General features: G+C 60.2%; 19 protein-coding genes. 9 read left to right on the forward strand and 10 right to left on the reverse strand.

The window, feature by feature from the left end:
• The first annotated feature begins 7 nt into the window (after nucleotides 1-7).
• Complete coding sequence (locus tag HU759_RS28205) at nucleotides 8-1,534, forward strand: FAD-dependent oxidoreductase (RefSeq protein ID WP_225933015.1); 1,527 nt, start codon at nucleotides 8-10, stop codon at nucleotides 1,532-1,534.
• Here the strand turns inward: HU759_RS28205 and HU759_RS28210 are convergent.
• Entirely contained in the window at nucleotides 1,499-2,227 is a 729-nt protein-coding gene (locus HU759_RS28210) for a TraX family protein (RefSeq protein ID WP_169987519.1), read from the reverse strand. The genes HU759_RS28205 and HU759_RS28210 overlap by 36 nt on opposite strands.
• 90 nt (nucleotides 2,228-2,317) lie before the next feature.
• Here HU759_RS28210 and HU759_RS28215 point away from each other — a divergent pair, with 90 nt between their 5' ends.
• The 3 genes from HU759_RS28215 (at nucleotide 2,318) to HU759_RS28225 (ending at nucleotide 4,411) form a co-directional block, all read left to right on the forward strand.
• Nucleotides 2,318-3,358 carry a low specificity L-threonine aldolase gene (locus tag HU759_RS28215; RefSeq protein ID WP_017137986.1) on the forward strand — a complete coding sequence of 347 codons (1,041 nt, stop codon included), beginning with the start codon at nucleotides 2,318-2,320 and terminating at the stop codon, nucleotides 3,356-3,358.
• Between the two features lie 183 nt (nucleotides 3,359-3,541).
• Complete coding sequence (locus HU759_RS28220; RefSeq protein WP_017137985.1) at nucleotides 3,542-3,742, forward strand: hypothetical protein; 201 nt, start codon at nucleotides 3,542-3,544, stop codon at nucleotides 3,740-3,742.
• A gap of 135 nt (nucleotides 3,743-3,877) precedes the next feature.
• A complete protein-coding gene (locus tag HU759_RS28225; protein WP_026013773.1) occupies nucleotides 3,878-4,411 on the forward strand; it encodes a hypothetical protein in 534 nt (177 codons plus the stop codon).
• 515 nt (nucleotides 4,412-4,926) lie between these two features.
• Here the strand turns inward: HU759_RS28225 and gbcB are convergent.
• A complete protein-coding gene (gene gbcB, locus HU759_RS28230; protein WP_017139359.1) occupies nucleotides 4,927-6,027 on the reverse strand; it encodes a glycine-betaine demethylase subunit GbcB in 1,101 nt (366 codons plus the stop codon).
• 283 nt (nucleotides 6,028-6,310) lie between these two features.
• On the opposite strand from gbcB, the gene gbcA reads away from it, so the two are divergent.
• Entirely contained in the window at nucleotides 6,311-7,606 is a 1,296-nt protein-coding gene (gene gbcA, locus HU759_RS28235; RefSeq protein ID WP_017139360.1) for a glycine-betaine demethylase subunit GbcA, read from the forward strand.
• An 829-nt stretch (nucleotides 7,607-8,435) separates the two neighbouring features.
• Here the strand turns inward: gbcA and HU759_RS28240 are convergent.
• The 6 genes from HU759_RS28240 to HU759_RS28265 form a co-directional block, all read right to left on the reverse strand.
• Nucleotides 8,436-9,206 carry an electron transfer flavoprotein subunit beta gene (locus HU759_RS28240; RefSeq protein WP_017139361.1) on the reverse strand — a complete coding sequence of 257 codons (771 nt, stop codon included), beginning with the start codon at nucleotides 9,204-9,206 and terminating at the stop codon, nucleotides 8,436-8,438.
• Between the two features lie 10 nt (nucleotides 9,207-9,216).
• Nucleotides 9,217-10,437 (reverse strand): electron transfer flavoprotein subunit alpha/FixB family protein, encoded by a 1,221-nt coding sequence (locus HU759_RS28245; RefSeq protein ID WP_099550384.1) that lies wholly within the window; start codon nucleotides 10,435-10,437, stop codon nucleotides 9,217-9,219.
• Nucleotides 10,437-12,380, reverse strand: coding sequence for a dimethylglycine demethylation protein DgcB (gene dgcB / locus HU759_RS28250; RefSeq protein WP_169987521.1), 1,944 nt, complete (start codon nucleotides 12,378-12,380; stop codon nucleotides 10,437-10,439). Before dgcB ends, HU759_RS28245 begins: the two co-directional genes overlap by 1 nt.
• A 167-nt stretch (nucleotides 12,381-12,547) precedes the next feature.
• The gene (dgcA, locus tag HU759_RS28255; RefSeq protein ID WP_069552019.1) at nucleotides 12,548-14,608 is read right to left on the reverse strand and encodes a dimethylglycine demethylation protein DgcA; all 2,061 of its coding nucleotides are present in this window, start codon (nucleotides 14,606-14,608) and stop codon (nucleotides 12,548-12,550) included.
• Nucleotides 14,609-14,624: 16 nt separating this feature from the next.
• Nucleotides 14,625-15,155: a DUF5943 domain-containing protein gene (locus HU759_RS28260; RefSeq protein WP_099550381.1), complete on the reverse strand. Its 531-nt coding sequence runs from the start codon at nucleotides 15,153-15,155 to the stop codon at nucleotides 14,625-14,627.
• Between the two features lie 67 nt (nucleotides 15,156-15,222).
• A complete protein-coding gene (locus HU759_RS28265) occupies nucleotides 15,223-16,200 on the reverse strand; it encodes a dipeptidase (RefSeq protein ID WP_014720245.1) in 978 nt (325 codons plus the stop codon).
• A 219-nt stretch (nucleotides 16,201-16,419) separates the two neighbouring features.
• Between HU759_RS28265 and HU759_RS28270 the strand changes: the two genes are divergently transcribed.
• A complete protein-coding gene (locus tag HU759_RS28270) occupies nucleotides 16,420-16,821 on the forward strand; it encodes a lysozyme inhibitor LprI family protein (RefSeq protein ID WP_017139363.1) in 402 nt (133 codons plus the stop codon).
• A gap of 40 nt (nucleotides 16,822-16,861) precedes the next feature.
• Nucleotides 16,862-17,278 (forward strand): DUF3010 family protein, encoded by a 417-nt coding sequence (locus HU759_RS28275; protein ID WP_186617038.1) that lies wholly within the window; start codon nucleotides 16,862-16,864, stop codon nucleotides 17,276-17,278.
• Between the two features lie 113 nt (nucleotides 17,279-17,391).
• On the opposite strand, the gene HU759_RS28280 is transcribed toward HU759_RS28275, so the two are convergent.
• Together HU759_RS28280 and HU759_RS28285 are read right to left on the reverse strand one after the other, a co-directional pair.
• Nucleotides 17,392-18,582 carry an AAA family ATPase gene (locus HU759_RS28280; protein WP_186617036.1) on the reverse strand — a complete coding sequence of 397 codons (1,191 nt, stop codon included), beginning with the start codon at nucleotides 18,580-18,582 and terminating at the stop codon, nucleotides 17,392-17,394.
• Between the two features lie 68 nt (nucleotides 18,583-18,650).
• Nucleotides 18,651-19,595: a GlxA family transcriptional regulator gene (locus tag HU759_RS28285; RefSeq protein WP_099550379.1), complete on the reverse strand. Its 945-nt coding sequence runs from the start codon at nucleotides 19,593-19,595 to the stop codon at nucleotides 18,651-18,653.
• Nucleotides 19,596-19,789: 194 nt separating this feature from the next.
• On the opposite strand from HU759_RS28285, the gene HU759_RS28290 reads away from it, so the two are divergent.
• Both HU759_RS28290 and HU759_RS28295 read left to right on the forward strand, forming a co-directional pair.
• The gene (locus HU759_RS28290; RefSeq protein WP_017139367.1) at nucleotides 19,790-20,734 is read left to right on the forward strand and encodes a choline ABC transporter substrate-binding protein; all 945 of its coding nucleotides are present in this window, start codon (nucleotides 19,790-19,792) and stop codon (nucleotides 20,732-20,734) included.
• A gap of 77 nt (nucleotides 20,735-20,811) precedes the next feature.
• Nucleotides 20,812-21,699, forward strand: a complete 888-nt coding sequence (locus HU759_RS28295) for a 3-keto-5-aminohexanoate cleavage protein (protein ID WP_017139368.1) — start codon at nucleotides 20,812-20,814, stop codon at nucleotides 21,697-21,699.
• The last annotated feature ends 150 nt before the right edge of the window (nucleotides 21,700-21,849 follow it).

Genomic DNA, 21,849 nt, shown 5'->3' on the forward strand with positions numbered 1-21,849 from the left:
TGGCCTTGTGACGACTGACCCCGAATTGGGCAGCGTGGCGCACCTGGCAGCGTACAGGCTGGGCAGCCCATTCCCCGAGGATGCCAAGCTCTGCGCAGCGTTGAGTTCATTCTGGCCTGCAGTTGCATCAGACTCAGCACAAGCCTATCCACCAAACGTCGGGGCGGGTCCGACCGTAAAACCAATGCTGGATCAGGAGATCGGCAAAAGTGCCGGTTTCCCGTGGGATGGCGTACCCGCTCCGAAAAAATACGTCGCCAATTACGCGCCCCATAGAGCGTACGAAACTTACTTCTATACCGACTACACAGAGAACGCGCTGAACGGGAAGTTCTCATTGGCACTCACAGGCAAAGTCGACTCGCAGGAATATCAACGGCGAATCGATGCTTTCCGGCGCGTCAAACTGTCATTGAGCACCACACCTGGAAATTGGTTTATCGACACATTCAGCATGGCAACGCCCGACAGCGCAGGCCGCTATGACGTGATCATAATAGGTGCCGGCCCGGCGGGTTGCGCGGCGGCCATTTGCTGCGCTCAACAGGGCTTGAAAGTGGCACTGATTGAGCGCCTGTCTTTTCCGCGCCACCGCCCGGGTGAAACCCTGCACCCCGGCTTAGAGCCTCTGCTTCAGCAACTGGGTGTGGCTGAAAAAATCCGCGGCGACGCCTTCGTCCGGCCTGCGGGTACTTGGGTGAGGTGGGACACTGAACGACACTTTGTGCCTTTCGGGCAAGACCAAAACGGACCTTGGCGGGGGTTTCAGACTCCCCGAGCAATGCTGGACGGGTTGCTGCTGGATCGAGCAGCCGCGTCAGGTGTCCACGTCCTGCAACCCTGCCAGGCAAAGACCGTGTTGCAGATAAGAGATCGAGTGGTGGGCCTCCAGACCCAGGCCGGGCAACTGTTTTGCAGGCACCTTATTGATGCCAGTGGCGCTCACGGCTGGCTTGCACGCCAATTAAGGCTGACATCGCGTCGCTGCTCGCCCCCGCTGACTGCCGTGTATGGCTATAAGCGAGGAACAGTCCAGGAAAATGCGCTCGGCATCTTCGCAGACCCATCGGGCTGGTATTGGACGGCTCACATCGGCCAGCAGCTTTATCACTGGACGAGACTGCACTTTGTGCAAGATAAATCACCGAAGATGGCGGCTGTTCCAGCCTGTTTTGAACACTTACCGTGTGAAGGAACGATCCGGGGGGCAGATGTCACTTGGTCAATCTGTGATCAGGCAGCGGGTAACGGCTATTTCATCATCGGAGACGCAGCCAGCAGGTTGGACCCGGGCGCCTCTCATGGCGTACTCAAGGCGCTGATGTCAGGAATGATGGCCGCGCAATGTATTGCCGACGAAAGCCTCAACCCAATGCACAGGCAGGCTATTTCACTTCAATATTGCCAGTGGCTGCGAGATTGGTTCGAGCGCGACGTACAAAAAATGCGCGATTTCTACGCGGCTCATCCGTTCCCACCTTGTTGGCTCGAGTCGATGTCAGCCAATGGCCTTTCGAACCCCCAACAAAAGTAAAAAATGTAACGGATAAAGCGCGTAAGCCCAGCGGCGCATCGCCGGTGGCGAGACGTTTTTGGCGTGTCGCAACAAGACCAAACCCGCCAAGGGCGCAATCAGGCAAGCGGCCAACCCCATAAGCGCCACAGGCGTGCCGCTATTGAGCAGAATCTGCCATTGATTGGCGGCCACGCAGACCAAACCCGGCAACACGCTGAAATACCATGGCCGGTTAAACACCAGCAGCATCGCCAGCGGCAGTAACACACCGAAAAACCCGAACATCAGCTGGGCAGAAAACAGCGCCGCGATGACTAGGGCAATCAGCGCCAATCCTCGATCAAAAAGCACCTTCTGCTGCCATCCTCGGGCAACCAGCAACCCCAGCGCCAACGTCGGCAAGACGTTCAATGTATCGGCATCCTCGATAAACATCCGGTAGGGCACTTCACTGATCACACTGAACAGCAACAGCCAGCCCAGGTAGCGCCACTGGCCCGTGACGGGAGCATTGGCGACCCGGTGCAAATTGGCTGCAATCGCCAGGCAAAACCACGGAAACGCCAGGCGCCCCGGCACGTACAGGCCGTCCAGGCTCAAACCGACATAACGCAAGTGGTCGAGCACCATGCTCAGCAGCGCCAGCCACTTGAGCAGATCCAGTGCGCCATCGCGGACGCGTCCGACAGCCAACGTGTGTGTACCGTGCATAATTCCCCAGTGACTTTGCATTTACAGTGCGTGCGCACCCGCGACAATCTTGGTTACAGTGCGCACCAACATCGACCACAGGAATGGGCCATGACCGACAATAGCCAACAATTCGCCAGCGACAACTATTCCGGCATCTGCCCGGAAGCCTGGGCCGCCATGGAACAAGCCAACCAGGGCCATCAACGCGCCTACGGCGACGATGAGTGGACCCACCGTGCCGCCGACGGTTTCCGCAATTTGTTCGAAACCGACTGTGAAGTGTTCTTCGCCTTCAACGGCACCGCGGCCAACTCCCTGGCGCTGTCTTCGCTGTGCCAGAGCTACCATAGCGTGATTTGCTCGGAAACCGCCCACGTCGAAACCGACGAATGTGGTGCGCCGGAGTTCTTCTCCAACGGCTCCAAGCTGCTCACCGCCCGCACCGAAAACGGCAAGCTGACGCCCGAATCGATCCGCGAGATCGCCCTCAAGCGCCAGGACATCCACTACCCCAAACCGCGCGTGGTCACCCTCACCCAAGCCACGGAAGTGGGCAGCGTGTATACCCCGGAAGAAATCCGCGCCATCAGCGTCACCTGCAAAGAGCTGGGCCTGAACCTGCACATGGACGGCGCGCGCTTCTCCAACGCCTGCGCGTTCCTGGGCTGCTCGCCGGCCGACCTGACCTGGAAAGCCGGTGTGGATGTACTGTGTTTCGGCGGCACCAAAAACGGCATGGCAGTAGGCGAAGCCATCCTGTTCTTCAACCACAAACTGGCTGAAGACTTCGATTACCGCTGCAAACAGGCCGGCCAGCTGGCCTCGAAAATGCGCTTCCTCTCCGCCCCATGGGTGGGCCTGCTGGAAAACGATGCCTGGCTCAAACACGCCCGCCACGCCAACCAATGCGCCCAATTGCTCAGCAGCCTGGTGGCGGACATTCCCGGCGTGGAACTGATGTTCCCGGTACAGGCCAACGGCGTGTTCCTGCAACTCTCGGAACCGGCCATCGCAGCGCTGACGGCCAAGGGCTGGCGCTTCTACACCTTCATTGGCAAAGGTGGCGCACGGTTCATGTGTGCGTGGGATACCGAAGAAGAACGCGTAAGAGAATTAGCCGCAGACATTAGGGAAGTGATGAACGCTTAAGCCTCACGAATACTGGCGCATTGCCGAGACTGTTATTTGGTATTTCCGACAGCATCACAGTCCACTTTCATCGTCTAGCCTCTTGGAACCCGAAAGGAAAACGCCGCTGCAGCGGCCACCTTTCGGGCACAACTGCCTGCCGAATAATCGGTCGGAAACGGAAATCCAGCAGAGGGTTAGACCATGGAAGTTCAATGCTACAACACTAAAGCGTTGCAGGAAGGCAGTCTCAGCACCACGTTTGTGAGCTGGGATGAGTTCAGGAAACTGGCGAAAGTCGGTGACACCATCAGGGAGCCTTCAAGAACCCTGGTCATCACCGAAAAAACCTTTGAACTGACAGCATCAGGTGAGCAGTTCGCCATACAGATATACGCACGCTAACCAAGCTGACCCGATCGCTCCCACGCTCGCGCGGGCGCGATTAACTGAATGTACATGATCGTTCCCACGCTCTGCGTGGGAATGCATCCCCGGACGCTCTGCGTCCAAGCCGCACCCAGATTCAAGGACGAATCCATGGGCAGAAGCCGCTACGTCATCACCGAACCCGAAAAGCCGCACTTCCTCACCTGCACCGTCATGGAGTGGCTACCGCTGTTCACCCGTGACTACATCGTTGGTCATCTTTTGGACTGCTGGCGATATCAACAAAACCACCACGCCCTGAATCTCTTCGGCTACGTCGTTCTCGAAAACCACTTGCACTTCGTCGCTCAGGCTCCCGACCTTGGCAAATGCGTGAGCCAATTCAAATCCTTTACCGCCCGTACCATCATTGATGATTTGCAGCGCCGAGGCGCAGAGCGTTTATTACAACGCCTGCGGTTCAGCAAACGGGCGCACAAGGTAGACCGGGCTTATCAACTTTGGCAGGAAGGCGCACACGCTGAGTTGGTGTACAGCGAGGGGGTGATGCACCAGAAACTTGATTACATTCACCACAACCCGGTGAAACGAGGATATGTGGACCTAGCCGAACACTGGCGGTATTCCAGTGCGCGCAATTACGCAGGGCAGGAAGGGCTCATCGAAATTCAACAGTGGCACTAGTGCCCGCCGCCCCCTCTCTGCGTGGGAATGCCTCCTGGGGCGCTCCGCGTCCCGCTCTATGCGCATGGCTTGAATACTGGGCACTTTGTGACGCGGAGCTTCACGGGCTGCATTCCCACGCGGAGCGTGGGAATGATCGGGGGCACTCAAACAGCTCGTTCCCACGCTCTGCGTGGGAATGCCTCCTGGGGCGCTCCGCGTCCCGCTCTATGCGCATGGCTTGAATACTGGGCACTTTGTGACGCGGAGCTTCACGGGCTGCATTCCCACGCGGAGCGTGGGAACGATCCGGGACACTCAACCAGCTCGTTCCCACGCTCTGCGTGAGAATGCCTCCTGGGGCGCTCCGCGTCCCGCTCTATGCGCATGACTTGAATACTGGGCACTGTGTGACGCGGAGCGTCACGGGCTGCATTCCCACGCGGAGCGTGGGAACGATCGGGGAAACATGTTTACCGGACACTAGTGACGCTCTGCGTGGGAATGCCTCCTGGGGCGCTCCGCGTCCCGCCCTATTAGAACTCGATGCGCACGTCGCCCTTCGGCACGCTGCAGCACGACAGGATGTAGCCTTCGGCTTCGTCTTCCTCGGTGATCCCGCCGTTGTGGTCCATCTCGACCTCCCCGCCCAGCTTCATCACCTTGCATGTTCCACAAATGCCCATGCCGCACGCTTTAGGGATCAGCAGGCCAAGCTTGGCCGCGGCTGCGTGCACGGTTTCGCCCGGTGCCACGCGGATGCTTTTGCCGGAGGCGATAAATTCCACTTGATGCAGGTCTGCCAGGTCGATCTCTGGCGCGTCCGCTGCTTGCTCGGCTTGTTCCACCGCATCGGCGCGGGCTTCCGGCGGCGTGGCGCCGAAGGACTCCTCGTGATAGCGCGTCATGTCGAAGCCGGCGGCCTCCAGCAGGCGTTTCACTGCGCTCATGTACGGCGTAGGGCCGCAGCAGAACACTTCGCGCTCAAGGAAGTCCGGCACCATCAATTCCAGCATCTTGTGGTTCAAGTAACCGCGATAACCCGCCCAAGGCTCGCCCAGCCCGTGTTTTTCGCAGATCAGGTGCAGGCTGAAGTTGTCGATCCGCGACGCCATGTGCTCCAGCTCGCGGTGGTAAATGATGTCTTTGGGCGAACGGGCGCTGTGGACAAACGTCATGTCGACATTCGCGTTGGTGTCGTAGAACCAGCGCGCCATGGACATAACCGGCGTGATGCCGACACCGCCACTGAGGTACAGCACTTTCGGGCTTGGGAAGTCGATGGCATTAAACAGCCCGACCGGCCCGTGCACCGCCAGCTCTTGCCCTTCATGCAGGGTGTCGTGCAGCCAGTTGGAAACCCGCCCACCCGGCACGCGCTTGATGGTCACCGAGAAGCTGTACGGCACCGACGGCGAACTGGAAATGGTGTACGAGCGCATGATCGGCTGGCCTTCGATCTCAAGCTCCAGGGTCACAAACTGCCCCGGCTTGAAAAAGAACAGGATCGGCTGGTCGGCCATGAAGCAAAAGGTGCGCACGTCCCAGGTTTCCTGGATGACTTTGACGCAACGGACGATGTGCCGACCATTGGCCCAGGTCTGGGTGGTTACCGGGTTCAGGAAATTGTTGGACATGCTTGCTCTCCACTGCCGATGCTCGGCTTTATGGTGGCGATTCTGCGTAACGCCGGAACCGCCCATTTACCTATCTGCGACATTCACATACTTATCGCGACCAGCCCCCATACCACGGGGCTTGCGCGTCGGGATCAGAGTGGGCCATGTCGTTAATGGACAAGGTTCGGCGCATCGGCGGCCCCACACTCGCTGCCAACAACTACGCTTTCTTTACGCCTTGCTGCAAAACCTGATCAGCCACTTTCGCCGGCCACACAGAATGGCCATGAGGACACACACGATGGACGTCACCGCAACCTTAAGCTTGGGCGATCCGCTGGAACCCGCACGCAAGGCCACCGCGCAAATGCTGCAAGAGCGCGAGCGCACTTTTTCGCTGCCGCAGCCGTTCTACTCTGATGAGCGGTTGTTTGATATCGACATGCAGGAGATCTTCCAGAAAGAGTGGTTGATCGCCGGCATGACCTGCGAGATCCCCACCAAGGGCAACTACATCACCCTGCAAATCGGCAAGAACCCGATCATCGTGATCCGTGGTGCCGACGGCGTGGTGCATGCCTTCCATAACGTGTGCCGCCACCGGGGCTCGCGCCTGTGCACCAGCGACAAGGGCAAGGTCGCCAAGCTCGTTTGCCACTACCACCAGTGGACCTACGAACTGGACGGCCGCCTGTTGTTCGCCGGCACCGAGATGGGCGCCGACTTCGACATGAAGCAGTACGGCCTGAAGCCTGTGAACGTGAAAACGGCTGGCGGCTACATCTTCATCAGCCTGGCCGAAAACCCGCCGGCCATCGATGACTTCCTGTCGACGCTGAACCACTACATGGAACCCTACGACATGGAGAACACCAAGGTGGCGATTCAAACCACCTTGTTCGAAAAGGCCAACTGGAAGCTGGTGCTGGAAAACAACCGCGAGTGCTACCACTGCAACGCGTCGCACCCGGAACTGCTGAAAACCCTGCTGGAATGGGACGACGTCACCGACCCGCGTGCCGACCAGGCCTTCAAGGACCACGTTGCCGCCTCCGCCGCTGCGTGGGACGCCGAAAAGATCCCTTACGCCCACGCCAGCTTCGGCCTGCGCAACCGCATCGTACGCATGCCGTTGCTCAAAGGCACCGTGTCGATGACCCTGGACGGCAAGCAAGGCTGCGCCAAGCTCATGGGCCGCATCAAGAACCCGGACCTGGGCTCGATGCGCATCCTGCACCTGCCGCATTCGTGGAACCACTGCATGGGCGACCACATCATTGTGTTCACCGTGTGGCCGATCAGCGCCCAGGAAACCATGGTCACCACCAAGTGGATCGTGCACAAGGACGCCGTCGAAGGTGTGGACTACGACGTGGAGCGTATGCGCCAGGTCTGGGACGCCACCAATGACCAGGACCGCCGCCTCGCCGAAGAAAACCAGCGCGGGATCAACTCCACCGCGTACCAGCCAGGGCCGTACTCCAAGACCTATGAGTTTGGTGTGGTGAACTTTGTCGATTGGTACAGCGAGCGTTTGTTGAACAACCTGGGCGCGGCGCCAGCGCCTTACCTTAAGGGTGTAGCGGCGCACGAATAGCTGACACACCAAAGATCAAACTGTGGGAGCTGGCTTGCCTGCTCCCACATGTATATTGGTCACTGTTCAAATAATGATCACCCCCCTTACAGCCCTTTGCCGATCTACCCTCCAGCCTTCGCCCAACAACTTATCCACAAAGCCACCCACAGCAATTGTGGGCAAGTGTGCCCGGCCCTCTAAATTAACTGAAGAAAATCCGTGACTTATTCAAGTCGTGCGGTTTTAGCCACACCTGATCACTTATTGATCAACCCCTTGAAAGCCTCTTAATACGTGGCCTGCAGCAGTACGCGAACACCTTATCCACAGAAGCACCAACAGACTTTGGGGGCAACTTCGCCGGCGTTGTGGAAAACCGCGTCAAACCTTCACAAATCGGGGCATCCAGGGGTTTCAGCGAGCCAATAAGCCAAATTGATCATATTTTGACCATACCACTGAAAGCCTTTATTTATAAGGCTCACAGCCAGTAGCGAACATCTTATCCACAGAAGCGCCAACAGACTTTGGGGGCAAGTTTGTGCAGGGTTTCAAACTTATCCAGGAAAAAACCCAAGCAAAACCGTCAGTTAGCCTGGTTGTTTTTCGTACAGAGGGCTGCAGGGCTTGATTAGCCGGGGGTGTGGACAACCGCGAACAGGTTATCCACAGGCGGATCAACAGGGATTGTGGGTAATCCAACGATGCATCGTAAAGACAGTGTGGCGGGCGAGCTTTCTGTGGGAGCTGGCTTGCCTGCGATACAGGCACCTCGGTCCATCAGTCAGACCGAGGTGATGCTATCGCAGGCAAGCCAGCTCCCACACAAGCCAGCTCCCACAGGTAATCAGCGCACCACGCCTTCTTCAATGAGTAGCTTCAGAATCGCTTCCGCGCCCGCCTCGGGGCTAAGACCTTTGAGCACTTGCCCACCGCCGCCGCTGGCCTTGGCGGTCGCCGCCTTCATCCGGTCCGCGCCGCTCTTGGCCTTAATCACCTTGAGGCGCTTGGGCCGGGGCTTGGCCGGTTGCAACACTGCGTCTGCGAGTAACTCGTCCGTCTCGATTTCGACCTCATGGGCCGCCAGTTCACCGCGTTGCGCCGGGCCATAGGCGCTTTGCCGTGGTTTGGGCGCGGCGTTATCCACAGTCGCCAGAAACGGCAGGCGCACCTTCAGGCGCCGCCGCTGCCCGCGCGGCAAGGCTTGCAGCACATGGGCAATGCCGCCATCGATAGATTCCACTTGCGCCAGCCCGACTATCAATGGCCAACCCAATTGCTCGGCCAAAAGAAACGGCAACATGCCTGAGCCTTCGCCGGTTTCCGCCTGGCTGCCGGTGAGCACTACGTGGGCGCCAGTCTCGCGCAGATAATCACTGAGCACCGGCAAGGCGTCGCTGCCCGCCGGTTGTTCCAGCACATGCAATTGCGGCAGGCCCATGCCCAGGTAGCTGCGCAACGTCGGCTCGTTAACGTCACCGGCATGCAACACCTGCAACTTATCCCCAGCCAGCTGCAGGCCCAGCTCGACGGCGCGTGCATCCTGCTCCGCACGGCGTGGGCGGCCGGAGGTCGGGTGGGCGCCGATTGACACCAGGCTGATTACATTCGTGGTCATGGTCATGTCCCTAGGCTGCGTCGCGCTTGGCGCCGTTGCGGTACACCTGCACCGCCTCGATCAAGGCTTGCAGAATCGCGGCGCTTTCGCCGATCACCGACAAGTCGGCACGCTTGATCATGTCGCAGCCAGGGTCGAGGTTGATTGCCACCACCTTGTCGCAGGCACCGATGCCTTGCAGGTGCTGGATCGCCCCGGAAATACCCACAGCCACATACACCCGTGCCGTCACCCAAGTACCGCTGGCACCGACCTGACGATCACGCGCCATAAAGCCATCATCCACTGCCACCCGTGACGCACCTTCGGTGGCGCCCAAGGCGGCGGCGGTCTGGTGGAACAGTGCCCAATCTTTTACGCCATTGCCGCCAGAGAAAATAAACTCCGCCTCGGCCATCGGAATCGCCCCTGGGTCCACCGCCACTGCGCCGAGATCCTCGATGCGCGGCAGGCTGCGCGCCAAGGCTGTGGATAACTCCACGGGCAAGACTTCGTGACGGGTTTCGCTGACCGGCTCGGCGCATTCCACCGCTGCCAGAATCAGGCGCGGCAGTGGCCGGGCCAAATCCTCCTGGCCCGCACCGGCGCGACCGATGCACTCCTCGCCCTTGATCTGCCAGACGCGTGTGGCCGGGCGCTCCTTGAGGCTCGCGGCAAAACGCCGGCCCAATTCACCGCCGCCACTGCGGCTGTCGGGCAGCAACCAATGGCGCGGGTTGAACTGGTTATCCACAGCCCGCAGGCCCTGGACGCGTTGCTCCGGTGAATAACCCTCGAATTCGTGGCCTTCCAGCACCAGCAGGCGATCGACGCCCGCCGTGGCAAAAGCACTTTCTTTGTGCTCGCCAAACACCACCGCCAGCACTGCACCGTCGCTGCCGGCCAGTTGCCGGGCAAGGCCGAGCAAATCGCGGTCGTGGCTGCTCAGGCGCCCACCAACCATGTCCGGCACCACGTTGATGTAGAACGCCGGCGCTGGCACCTGGTGCAACGGCAACTGCACTTGCACCGCCGCCGTGCGCTTGGCCGCGCCGCCCTGCTGGGCGCCGCTGCGGTCGATACGCTTGATGCCGTTGGGGCCGATAAAACCCACGCCATGTACATTTTTGCGGATGACGCCGTTCGGCCCCATCCAACTGTGTTGCAGCGGCTGCATGGCGGCGTGCAACGGGTGCAGGCGGTTGCGGGCGATCCATTCGGCCCGTGGGTCGCGGCGGATAATGTCGCTCATCAGTGCACCTCCGCAGGTTGACGCTTGATGGGTGCCTTGCCAGGTGCGGCGTCTTCAAGCAACGCGTCGGCGACCAGTTCGGCGATGTCCTTGATCAGGGGTCGTGGCTCGACCACGCCCTCAAGCATCGCCGTGCATTGTGGACAACCCACGGCCACCAGCTCGGCGCCGGTTTCGCGGATGTCATCCATGCGCATATCCGGGATCCGCTGCTTGCCGGGAATATCGGTGATCGGCGCGCCGCCGCCGCCGCCGCAGCAGCGCGAACGGAAACCCGAGCGTTGCATCTCCTTGACCTCAATGCCCAACGCCCGCAGCACTTGGCGAGGCGCCTCGTATTCGCCGTTGTAACGGCCCAGGTAACAAGGGTCGTGGTAGGTCACGCTGTTGCCCTTGTGCTGGCCCAGGTTCAGCGCGCCTTCACCGATCAGCTCGGCCATGAAAGTGCTGTGGTGCTGCACGACATAATTACCGTTGAAGGCGCCGTATTCGTTTTTCAGCACGTGAAAGCTGTGCGGGTCGCAGGTGACGATACGCTTGAAGCTGTACTTGGCCAGGGTCTGGATGTTGCGTGTGGCGAGCAATTGGAACGTGGCCTCATCACCCAGGCGGCGAGCGACGTCACCGCTGTCGCGCTCCTCCAGGCCCAGTACTGCAAAATCGACCTTGGCCGCTTTCAGCACTTTGACGAAGGCGCGCAAGGTGCGTTGGTTGCGCATGTCGAAAGCGCCGTCGCCGACCCAGAACAGCACGTCGCTGCTGCCTTTTTCGCTGAGCAACGGCAAGTTCAGGTCCGCTGCCCAGTTGAGGCGACCGCCCGGTGCGAAGCCGCCGGGGTTGTCGGTGGCGATCAGGTTTTCCAGGACTTCGGCGCCCTTGTTCGGCGTGGCACCTTTTTCCAGGGTGAGGTGGCGGCGCATGTCGACGATGGCGTCGACGTGCTCGATCATCATCGGGCACTCTTCCACGCAGGCGCGGCAGGTGGTGCACGACCACAGGGTTTCGGCATCAACCAAGCCGTTGACGATCGGCTGGTGCGGGTTGCCGCCGTGCTCGCCAATCGGTTTACCTGGATAAGGGCTGCCGGCGAACTTGGCATCGGTGCCACCGGCCAGGCCGACGACCATGTCCTGAATGAGTTTTTTCGGGTTCAGCGGCTGGCCGGCGGCGAACGCCGGGCACGCCGCTTCGCACTTGCCGCACTGCACGCAGGCGTCGAAGCCGAGCAGTTGGTTCCAGGTGAAATCCTTGGGTTTTTCCACGCCCAATGGCGCGGTTTTATCGCTGAGGTCGAGCGGCTTCAAACCTGTAGAGCGGCCGCCACCAAAACGCTCGGCGCGGCGGTGCCAGGCCAAGTGCAGGGCACCGGCGAAGGCGTGCTTCATCGGCCCGCCCCAGGTCATGCCGAAGAACATTTCGCTTACGCCCCACAGCACGCCCAGGCTCAAGAGCGCGGCGAGCAGCCAGCCGCCGAAGTCGGCGGGCAGAATCCCGGCCACCGGCAAGGTCACCAGGAAGAAGCTGACCGAGAACGCCATCAGGCTTTTCGGCAGGCGCATCCACGGGCCTTTCGACAGGCGTGATGGCGGGTTGCGCCGACGTAAATAGACGAAGGTGGCGCCGACAAACATCAGCACCGAGGCCAGCAGCAAGGCATAGCCGAGGATACGGTTATGCAGGCCAAAACCGTGCACCAAAATGGCCAGCAACGCCGACAGCACAAAGCCCAGGGCTGTGGCGACGTGGGTGTTGGCGATGTATTTGTCGCGGGCGACCACGTGGTGCAGGTCGACCATGTAGCGCTTGGGCATGGCCAGCAGGCCGCCCAGCAAGTCAACCTTGGAAGCACGCCCACGGCGCCACATGTTCACCCGGCGCAGGGCGCCTAGGGCGGCGAGGCCGATGGCTGCAAACAAGAGAATAGGAAGCAAGGTGTTCAACATGGTGAAGCTCCCAAAGACCACACAGGTCTTGCATGGGAACCGGATAAAGGTGGGAGCTGGCTTGCCTGCGATGGCATCGCCTCGGTGTCACTCAAGACCGAGTCGCCTGCATCGCGGGCAAGCCCGGCTCCCACATTGACCGGTTCCCACAGTGGTTCGGTGGTTGCCTAGAAATCCTTGCACAAGCGCAGGGCGTCATAGATAGCGGCGTGGGTATTACGCTGCGCCACACAGTCACCAATGCGGAACAGCAAGTAGCCGTCACCCGCTTCGCTCAAGCACGGCTGCGGCTTGATCGCGAACAAGGCTTCGACGTCAATCTGGCCCTTGTTGCGCGAACCTTCCTTGAGCCCGTAGTAGATAGCTTCGTCCGGGCGCACGCCGTTCTCGACCACCACCTGGTCAACCACGCGTTCTTCCTTGGCGCCGGTGTACTCGTTCTCCAGCACCGCCACCAGCTTGTCGCCCTCGCGGTAAACCTTTTCCAGCATCATGTCGCCGGTCATGATCACTTCTTTGGGGTACATGCTGCGGTAGTAAGTCGGGAACGACGTACCGCCAATCGCCACGCCTGGCTTGATGTCGTCGGTGACGATTTCCACCTGGCTGCCTTTGTCGGCCAGGAAGTCGGCCACCGACATGCCGGTGAACTCGCAGATGGTGTCGTACACCAGCACGTTCTTGCCTGGCGCGACTTTGCCGTCGAGCACGTCCCAACTGCTCACCACCAGGCCTTCAGCGGCGCCCCAATGTTCGTTCTGCTCGATAAACGGATGCCCGCCGACGGCCAGCACCACGATGTCAGGCCGCAGGTCCAGGATGGTCTCGGCATCCGCCGCCACGCCCAGGCGCAGGTCGACTTTCAAGCGCGCCAACTCCAGCTGGAACCAGCGGGTGATACCGGCAATCTGGTCACGCTGCGGGGCTTTGGAGGCGGTGGTGATTTGCCCGCCGATAAACTCTTTCTTCTCGAACAGGGTCACGTCGTGGCCACGTTCGGCCGCGACCCGCGCCGCTTCCATCCCGGCCGGACCGGCACCGACCACCACGACTTTGCGTTTGGCCCCGGTGGATTTCTCGATGATGTGCGGCACGCCCATGTATTCACGGGAGGTCGCGGCGTTCTGGATGCACAGCACATCCAGGCCCTGGTATTGGCGGTCGATGCAGTAGTTGGCGCCGACGCATTGTTTGATCTGGTCGATCTGGCCCATCTTGATCTTGGCGATCAGGTGCGGGTCGGCGATGTGCGCACGGGTCATGCCGACCATGTCCACATAGCCGCCTTCCAGAATGCGCGTGGCCTGGTTCGGGTCCTTGATGTTCTGCGCGTGCAGCACCGGAACCTTGACCACTTCCTTGATACCGGCCGCCAGGTGCAGGAACGGCTCCGGCGGGTAGCTCATGTTGGGGATCACGTTGGCCAGGGTGTTGTGGGTGTCGCAACCCGAGCCCACCACGCCGATAAAATCGAGCATGCCGGTGTCGTCGTAATACTTGGCGATCTGCTTCATGTCCTCATGGGACAAGCCGTCCGGGTGGAACTCGTCGCCACACAGGCGCATGCCCACGCAGAAGTCGTCACCGACCTCGGCGCGCACGGCCTTGAGTACTTCCAGGCCGAACTTCATGCGGCCCTCGAAAGTGCCGCCCCATTCGTCGGTACGCTTGTTGACCCGTGGGCTCCAGAACTGGTCGATCATGTGCTGGTGCACCGCGGACAGTTCCACACCATCCAGGCCACCGGCCTTGGCGCGCTTGGCGGCGCTGGCGTAGTTGCCGATCACGCGCCAGATTTCTTCCGGCTCGATGGTCTTGCAGGTAGCACGGTGCACCGGCTCACGCACGCCGGACGGCGACATCAGGGTTGGCCAGTTAAAGCCGTCCCAGCGCGAGCGACGGCCCATGTGGGTAATCTGGATCATGATCTTGGCGCCATGCTTGTGCATGGCATCGGCCAGGTTCTGGAAGTGCGGGATGATGCGGTCGGTGGACAGGTTCACCGAACTCCACCATTCCTGCGGGCTGTCGATGGCCACCACCGAGGAGCCGCCACAGATCGCCAGGCCGATACCGCCCTTGGCTTTCTCTTCGTAGTACTTCACATAGCGGTCGGTGGTCATGCCGCCGTCGGTGGCATACACCTCGGCGTGGGCGGTACTGAGCACGCGGTTGCGGATGGTCAGTTTGCCGATCTGGATCGGCGCAAACATTGCTTCGAAAGCCATGGCACGGTTCCTCGACTTACAACGGCTTGACGGTGAACAGGCCGTCGTCATGGCCCTCTTCGGAGCCTCCGTAAACTTGCTCGGCTACGGTGCGAATCTTGCTGCCACGCGCCTGCAGAATCTGGTCCATGGCACCGGCAAACCAACCGGTGAACATGTAGTCCACTTTGCGCCCGACCTTGCCGTACACGTAGACAAACGCCGAGTGTTCCAACTTGACGCTGGCGGTGCCTTTGTCGAGGTCGATGTCCTGGATCTTGAACAGGCCCCAGCCGCGTTGCGACAGGCGCTTCATGTAGTGCTCGAACACCGCAACGCCTTCCAGGCCGTGGCACTCAGCTTCTTTTTCACACCAGTGCCAGGCGGATTTGTAGCCGGCCTTGTAGAGGATCTCGGCGTAGGCATCGCTGCCCAGCACTTCTTCGATGCCCATGTGGTTGTTGACGAAGAAATGCCGTGGCACATATAGCATCGGCAGGGCGTCGGAGGTCCAGACACCGGTTTCGCTGTCGACTTCGATAGGCAATTGCGGGGCGATTTTGGCCATGGAAACTTAACTCCAGAAAATTCTCAGGTATGCCCCGACGCGAACGGTCGGGGAGAAATGCGGTGGCTTATTCGCCCCAGACGTCTTTCAAGACATTGACCCAGTTCTCGCCCATGATCTTGCGCACCACGCGCTCGCTGTGGCCGCGTTTGAGCAAGGTCTCGGTGAGGTTGGGGAACTCGCCCACGGTGCGGATGCCCAGCGGGTTGATGATCTTGCCGAAGCTGGTCAGACGGCGGGCGTAGCCTTTGTCATGAGTCAGCATTTCAAAGAAATCCTGGCCATGGCCCTGGGTGAAGTCGGTGCCAATGCCAATGGCGTCTTCGCCGACGATGTTCATGGTGTATTCGATGGCTTCGGCGTAGTCGTCGATGGTCGAATCGATGCCCTTGGCCAGGAACGGCGCGAACATGGTCACGCCGACAAAACCGCCATGGTCGGCGATGAACTTGAGTTCTTCATCGGACTTGTTGCGCGGGTGCTCTTTAAGGCCCGACGGCAGGCAGTGGGAGTAGCACACTGGCTTTTTCGATTCGAGGATGACTTCTTCGCTGGTTTTGGAACCGACGTGGGACAGGTCGCACATGATGCCGACACGGTTCATCTCACCGACGATCTCACGACCAAAGCCCGACAGCCCGCCGTCACGCTCGTAGCAACCGGTGCCGACCAGGTTCTGGGTGTTGTAGCACATCTGCACCACACCCACGCCGAGCTGCTTGAAGATCTCGACGTAGCCGAGTTGGTCCTCAAACGCATGGGCGTTCTGGAAGCCGAAGATGATGCCGGTCTTGCCCTGCTCTTTTGCACGGCGAATGTCGGCGGTAGTTTTCACCGGGATCACCAGGTCGCTGTTTTCACGGATCAGGGTCTGGCTGGCAACGATGTTGTTGATCGTGGCCTGGAAGCCTTCCCACACCGACACCGTGCAATTAGCGGCGGTGAGGCCACCTTTGCGCATGTCTTCGAACAGGTCGCGGTTCCACTTGGCAATAATCAGACCGTCGATAACGATGCTGTCGGCGTGCAACTCGGCTGGGCTCATCAGGCGTCCCCTTATTGGCGATTCATGCGCCGAATCGTCTGCCGGCGCTTTGGGGCCAGCATATGCTCAGGGGCCGACGGAGCCGGGTGCAAAAACGACAGGGGAATTGCCGAAAGCGTCAATCAGCGACAAAGGCCTACATGACATAGCTGACAGGTGGCTGTTCTTTGTCCCACGCTTGAGCCAGAATTTGCTCATCACCTGATATGAGACGGCGCAATGAAATCGATTTTCCTGGCTTTGGCACTCATCGCAACCGGCGTACACGCCGCTGAAGACACCGACAGCACGCCCTGCGATGGCATCGAAAACGACAAACAAACCCTGGAATGCGCCACCTATAACAAAACCACCGCCGAGCAATTGCTCAAGGATAACTACCAGGGCTTGCTGGAACGCATGGGTTCGACCTATGGCAGCAACAAATCGCAACTGGCCGACATTACCGCTCGTCTGAAGGATGCCCAGCAGAAATGGGAAAAGCTGCGCGATGCCGATTGCGCGGTGGACACCTTCCCGGCGGTGAATGGCAGCAAGGACTACGCGATTCAACAGAATGACTGCCTGGCGCGAATGAGTGATGAGCGGTCGGAGTTTTTGGAGTCGATCGGGCAGGAATAAGCGACAATCCCGTCACTTTTTCTCTGAAACCAGGCTATCCATGACTATCTGCGGCATCGAAATCAAAGGCAGCGAAGCCATCATCGCCGTCGCCTCCCTGGACAACCAGGCGCTGACCCACGTGGCGCTGGCCATCAAGAAAATCGCCCTCGATGACGACGATGAGGCAGCCAACGTCAAAGCCTTCGCCGCCCAGGTGAAGGCGTTTGTGCAAGAAAACGCCATCACCCGCATCGCGATCAAAAAACGCAGCAAGAAAGGCGAATTCGCCGGTGGCCCGACCACGTTCAAGATTGAAGGGGTGTTTCAGTTGCTGGACGGGGTTGAGGTGACATTGCTGTCGCCGCAGACCATCAATGCGCAGAACAAAAAGTACGATTTTGCCCTGCCGGCGACGCTGAACAAGTATCAGCATGAGGCCTTCAAGGCGGCGTGTTCGGCGCTGGTAAAAAAGTAAGCCACACCACCAATCCCCTGTGGGAGCTGGCTTGCCTGCGATGGCGGTTTGTCAGATAACGCTGTACTGCCTGATCTACCGCTATCGCAGGCAAGCCAGCTCCCACATTTGATTTATGGTGTCTTTGAATTCGCTGTACGGCTTATGTGCAGCAGCCAATCGCCAAAGGATTTGTCTTCCAGGGCATACCCGCCGCGACTCGACTTCCACACTAGCTCTTTGTCACGCAAGGCATCGATACAGGCCTGAATGGTCTGGGTGCCCGGCACCACGTCGCTGCCCATGTCCTCCAGTGCCTTGCTGACCGCCGTGAGTGTACTGTCGGTAAACGGCGCAAAAGGCTCGTTGTTCTGCGAACGCACCACCATCACCTCCAACACAGCACGCTGGGGAATGGTGAGGTTGTTCCACGCGCTTTCAAATTCGGTCCACACGCCGGCACGCAACAGTTCGGCGCGGCTGTGCAGCAGTTGGCCCAGGTTGCTCGCCTCGCCCAACTCCAGCGCCACTTCGCCGATGATGGTACGCAGCATCTCCGGGCGCCGGCCGACCAGTTCAAAGGCTTCGTCGATGTCCGCCGCGTTGAACTGATTGGTTTTGGCCAAATGCGCGTTGAGGTGCAGGGTGTAGGCCTGGGTAAACTCTTTGCCGAGCAAAGGGAACGGGGTAATGCTGGAGCCGAAGAATGGCTGGCTTTTACCGAGGACCAAATGCGCAAGCTTGTCGCGATTGGAGCCGGTGAACACCAGGCGCAAGCCACTGCCCTCCTCGTCACGGCCCTGGTTGAGCTGATCTCGGGCAGCTTTCAACGCGAACATCGCGTTGATACCAGGCTCGGTGGTCAGTGCGTGCTGCGCTTCATCAATCACCAGCACGACGGGCTTTTCGGCTGCGCTGTGGAGCAACTCCAAGGCTTGGGTCAGCGTCGCGCCAACCGGCAATTGTGGCTTGCTGAAGTCCCAGGAAAGGGTACGCAGGAAGCTTAGTTTCTCGATTCCAATGTTCTTGGCCAGCTTGCGAATGCCCTTTTCATAGGGCACCAGCGCCGCAGCAATCGCGCTGGCAATCAACTCCGCGGGGTCTTTTTCTTTGTCAGCCCAGAGATCGACATACACCGTCAGCCAACCCCGCAACTGGCACTCCGGGATCAAGTCTTCGCGCAAAAAGGTGCTTTTGCCGGTGCGTCGAGGTGCTGCGAGGAACAGGCCTGAAGTGAAATCCTGAATCCCGGCGCCCACCAAGCCATCAGCAATGCTGCGAGCCAGCGTCGGGCGGCGAAACACAAAGCCGCTGTGCTTGGACATGGTTTTATACTCAATTATTGGAAGCACTATAAATTATAGTCGTGAGTATAATTGACTATAATTGCCGGTCAAACCACCTCCCGTCGCCGATCCTCTCTCGGGCACTTGGCAAACCGCGCCCTGTAGCTGCGGGTGAAGTACGACGGCGACTCAAACCCGCACGCAATGCTCACTTCCAGCACGCTCATGTCGCTCTGGCGCAACAACTGCCGGGCTTTTTCCAGGCGCAGGCCGAGGTAGAAGTTACTTGGCGTGTCGTTCAGGTGCAGGCGGAATAGCCGTTCCAGCTGACGCCGGGTGACTTTAATTGCATCGGCCAACGCCAAGGTGCTCAGCGGCGGCTCGGTGTGTTGCTCCATTTCACCGATCACCTGCACCAACTTCTTGTTGTTGATGCCGTAGCGCGTGGCGATCTGCATGCGCTGGTGGTCTTTGCGCGGGCGGATGCGCCCGAGTACGAATTGCTCGGACACCTGGATGGCCAGGTCCGGGCCGTGGGCCTGGGCGATCAGGTCGAGCATCAGGTCGATGGAGGCGGTGCCACCGGCGCAGGTGATGCGCCGGCGGTCAATCTCGAACAGTTCCTGGGTCACGGTGAGCTGTGGATAAGATTCCTTGAACGCGTCGATGGCTTCCCAGTGCAAGGTCAAGCGGTGGCCGTCGAGCAAGCCTGCTTCGGCGAGCACGCAGGCGCCGGTGTCGATGGCGCCGAGGGTGACGCCGTCGAGGTCGAGGCGGCGCAGCCAGTGTTCAAGTGCGGGCGTGGTGAACTTCAAGGGTTCGAAGCCTGCGACCACCATCAGCGTCGCGCCTTTTTTCAGCGGCTCCAATGCGGCGTCGGCGTTCACCGACATGCCATTGCTCGCCAACACCGCGCCGCCATCGGCACTCAACACGTGCCAACGGTACAACTCGCCGCGAAAGCGGTTGGCCACGCGCAGCGGTTCCAGCGCGGAGATAAAGCCGATGGCCGAGAAACCCGGCATCAGCAGAAAGTAGAAATCCTGGGACATGGTGGCGCTCTCGTAGGACGGGCAGCGTGCTCACTGTGATACGCCAGTTCAACGGGCCATTCAAGAGCACAGGTCGCTGCAGTGCAAGAGCTGGTCGCCGCCGTGCGCTTTGCCTCCCCTCAAGCTGCGTAACTTGATCCCACGGCGCACAAAGACGCCGGCACCCACAATAACGACCTGCCGAGGGATCCACCATGAACCGACTGATCAGCCGCTGCGTGCTTGCACTCAGCGCCAGCGCCATCTTAAGCACCAGCGTATTCGCGGCCGACGCAGAGTCTTGCCGGAACGTGCGCATGGGCGTGGTGAACTGGACCGACGTAATCGCCACCAGCGCCATGACCCAAGTGTTGCTCGACGGCCTCGGCTACAAGACCAAACAAACCAGCGCTTCCCAGCAAATCATCTTCGCCGGTATCCGCGACCAGCGCCTGGATATGTTCCTGGGCTACTGGAACCCGCTGATGACCCAGACCATCACGCCGTTTGTGGACGCCAAGCAAGTCAAAGTCCTCGACAAACCCAGCCTGGAAGATGCGCGCGCCACCCTCGCGGTGCCGACTTATCTGGCGGATAAAGGCCTGAAAACCTTCGCCGATATCGCCAAGTTTGAAAAAGAACTGGGCGGCAAGATCTACGGCATCGAGCCAGGCTCGGGCGCCAATACCCAGATCAAGGCGATGATCGCCAAGAACCAGTTCGGCCTCGGCAAGTTCCAGTTGGTGGAGTCCAGCGAAGCGGGGATGCTCGCCGCCGTCGACCGCGCCGTGCGCCGCAAGGAGGCCGTGGTGTTCTTCGGCTGGGCGCCGCACCCGATGAACGTCAACGTCGCCATGACTTACCTCACCGGCAGCGACGACGCCCTTGGCCCGAACGAAGGCATGGCCACGGTGTGGAGCGTCACTTCGCCGACCTACGCCGAGCAGTGCCCCAACGTGCACAAACTGCTGACCAACCTGACGTTCACCGCCGCCGACGAGAGCCGAATGATGCAGCCGTTGCTGGATCACAAAGATGCCCTCGAGTCGGCCAAGCAGTGGCTCAAGGACCACCCGCAAGACCAGCAGCGCTGGCTCGAAGGCGTGACCACCTTCGACGGCAAACCGGCTGCGGCCAACCTGCAACTGACCAGCAAATAACCTGCTTCGCATCACCGTATCGCAGTCGCTGTTGGCTGCGAACGGCATCACTACGCCCGCCTGTAAGGAACCGCCTCATGAACCACGACGTCATCATCACCTGCGCACTCACCGGTGCTGGCGACACGACCAGCCGCAGCCCGCACGTGCCGGTCACTCCCAAACAAATCGCCGCAGCCGCGGTGGAAGCCGCCAAGGCCGGCGCCACCGTGGTGCACTGCCATGTGCGCGACCCGCAAACCGGCAAGTTCAGCCGCGACGTGGCGCTGTATCGCGAAGTGATGGAGCGCATCCGCGAGGCCGACATCGACATCATCGTCAACCTCACCGCCGGTATGGGCGGCGACCTGGAAATCGGCGGCGGCGAGAACCCGATGGAGTTCGGCCCCAACACCGACCTGGTCGGCCCGCTGACGCGCCTGGCCCATGTTGAGGAGTTGCTGCCGGAGATCTGCACCCTGGACTGCGGCACGCTCAACTTCGGCGATGGCGACACCATTTACGTCTCTACCCCGGCGCAACTGCGGGCGGGCGCCAAGCGTATTCAAGAGCTGGGCGTTAAGGCCGAGTTGGAAATTTTCGACACCGGCCACCTGTGGTTTGCCAAGCAGATGATCAAGGAAGGTTTGCTCGACAACCCGCTGTTCCAGCTGTGCCTGGGCATCCCATGGGGCGCACCGGCCGACACCACCACCATGAAAGCCATGGTCGACAACCTGCCTGCCGACGCCGTGTGGGCCGGCTTCGGTATCGGCCGCATGCAAATGCCCATGGCGGCGCAAGCGGTGCTGCTGGGCGGCAACGTGCGGGTCGGCCTGGAAGACAACCTGTGGCTGGACAAAGGCGTGCTCGCCACCAATGGCCAGCTTGTGGAACGCGCGAGTGAAATCCTCAGCCGCCTGGGCGCGCGGGTTATGACCCCGGCGGAGGGCCGAATCAAGATGGGCCTGACCAAGCGCGGCTAACTCAGACACCACAAAACCCTGTGGGAGCCGGGCTTGCCCGCGATAGCGGTACACCTGCACCGAATGCACCAACTGATACACCGATATCGCAGCGGTGCGACGATTCGACAAGCCAGCTCCCACCTTGATCACCGAATTATTCAGGGATTG

The sequence above is a fragment of the Pseudomonas sp. OE 28.3 genome (assembly GCF_014268205.2).
Lineage (GTDB): Bacteria > Pseudomonadota > Gammaproteobacteria > Pseudomonadales > Pseudomonadaceae > Aquipseudomonas > Aquipseudomonas edaphica.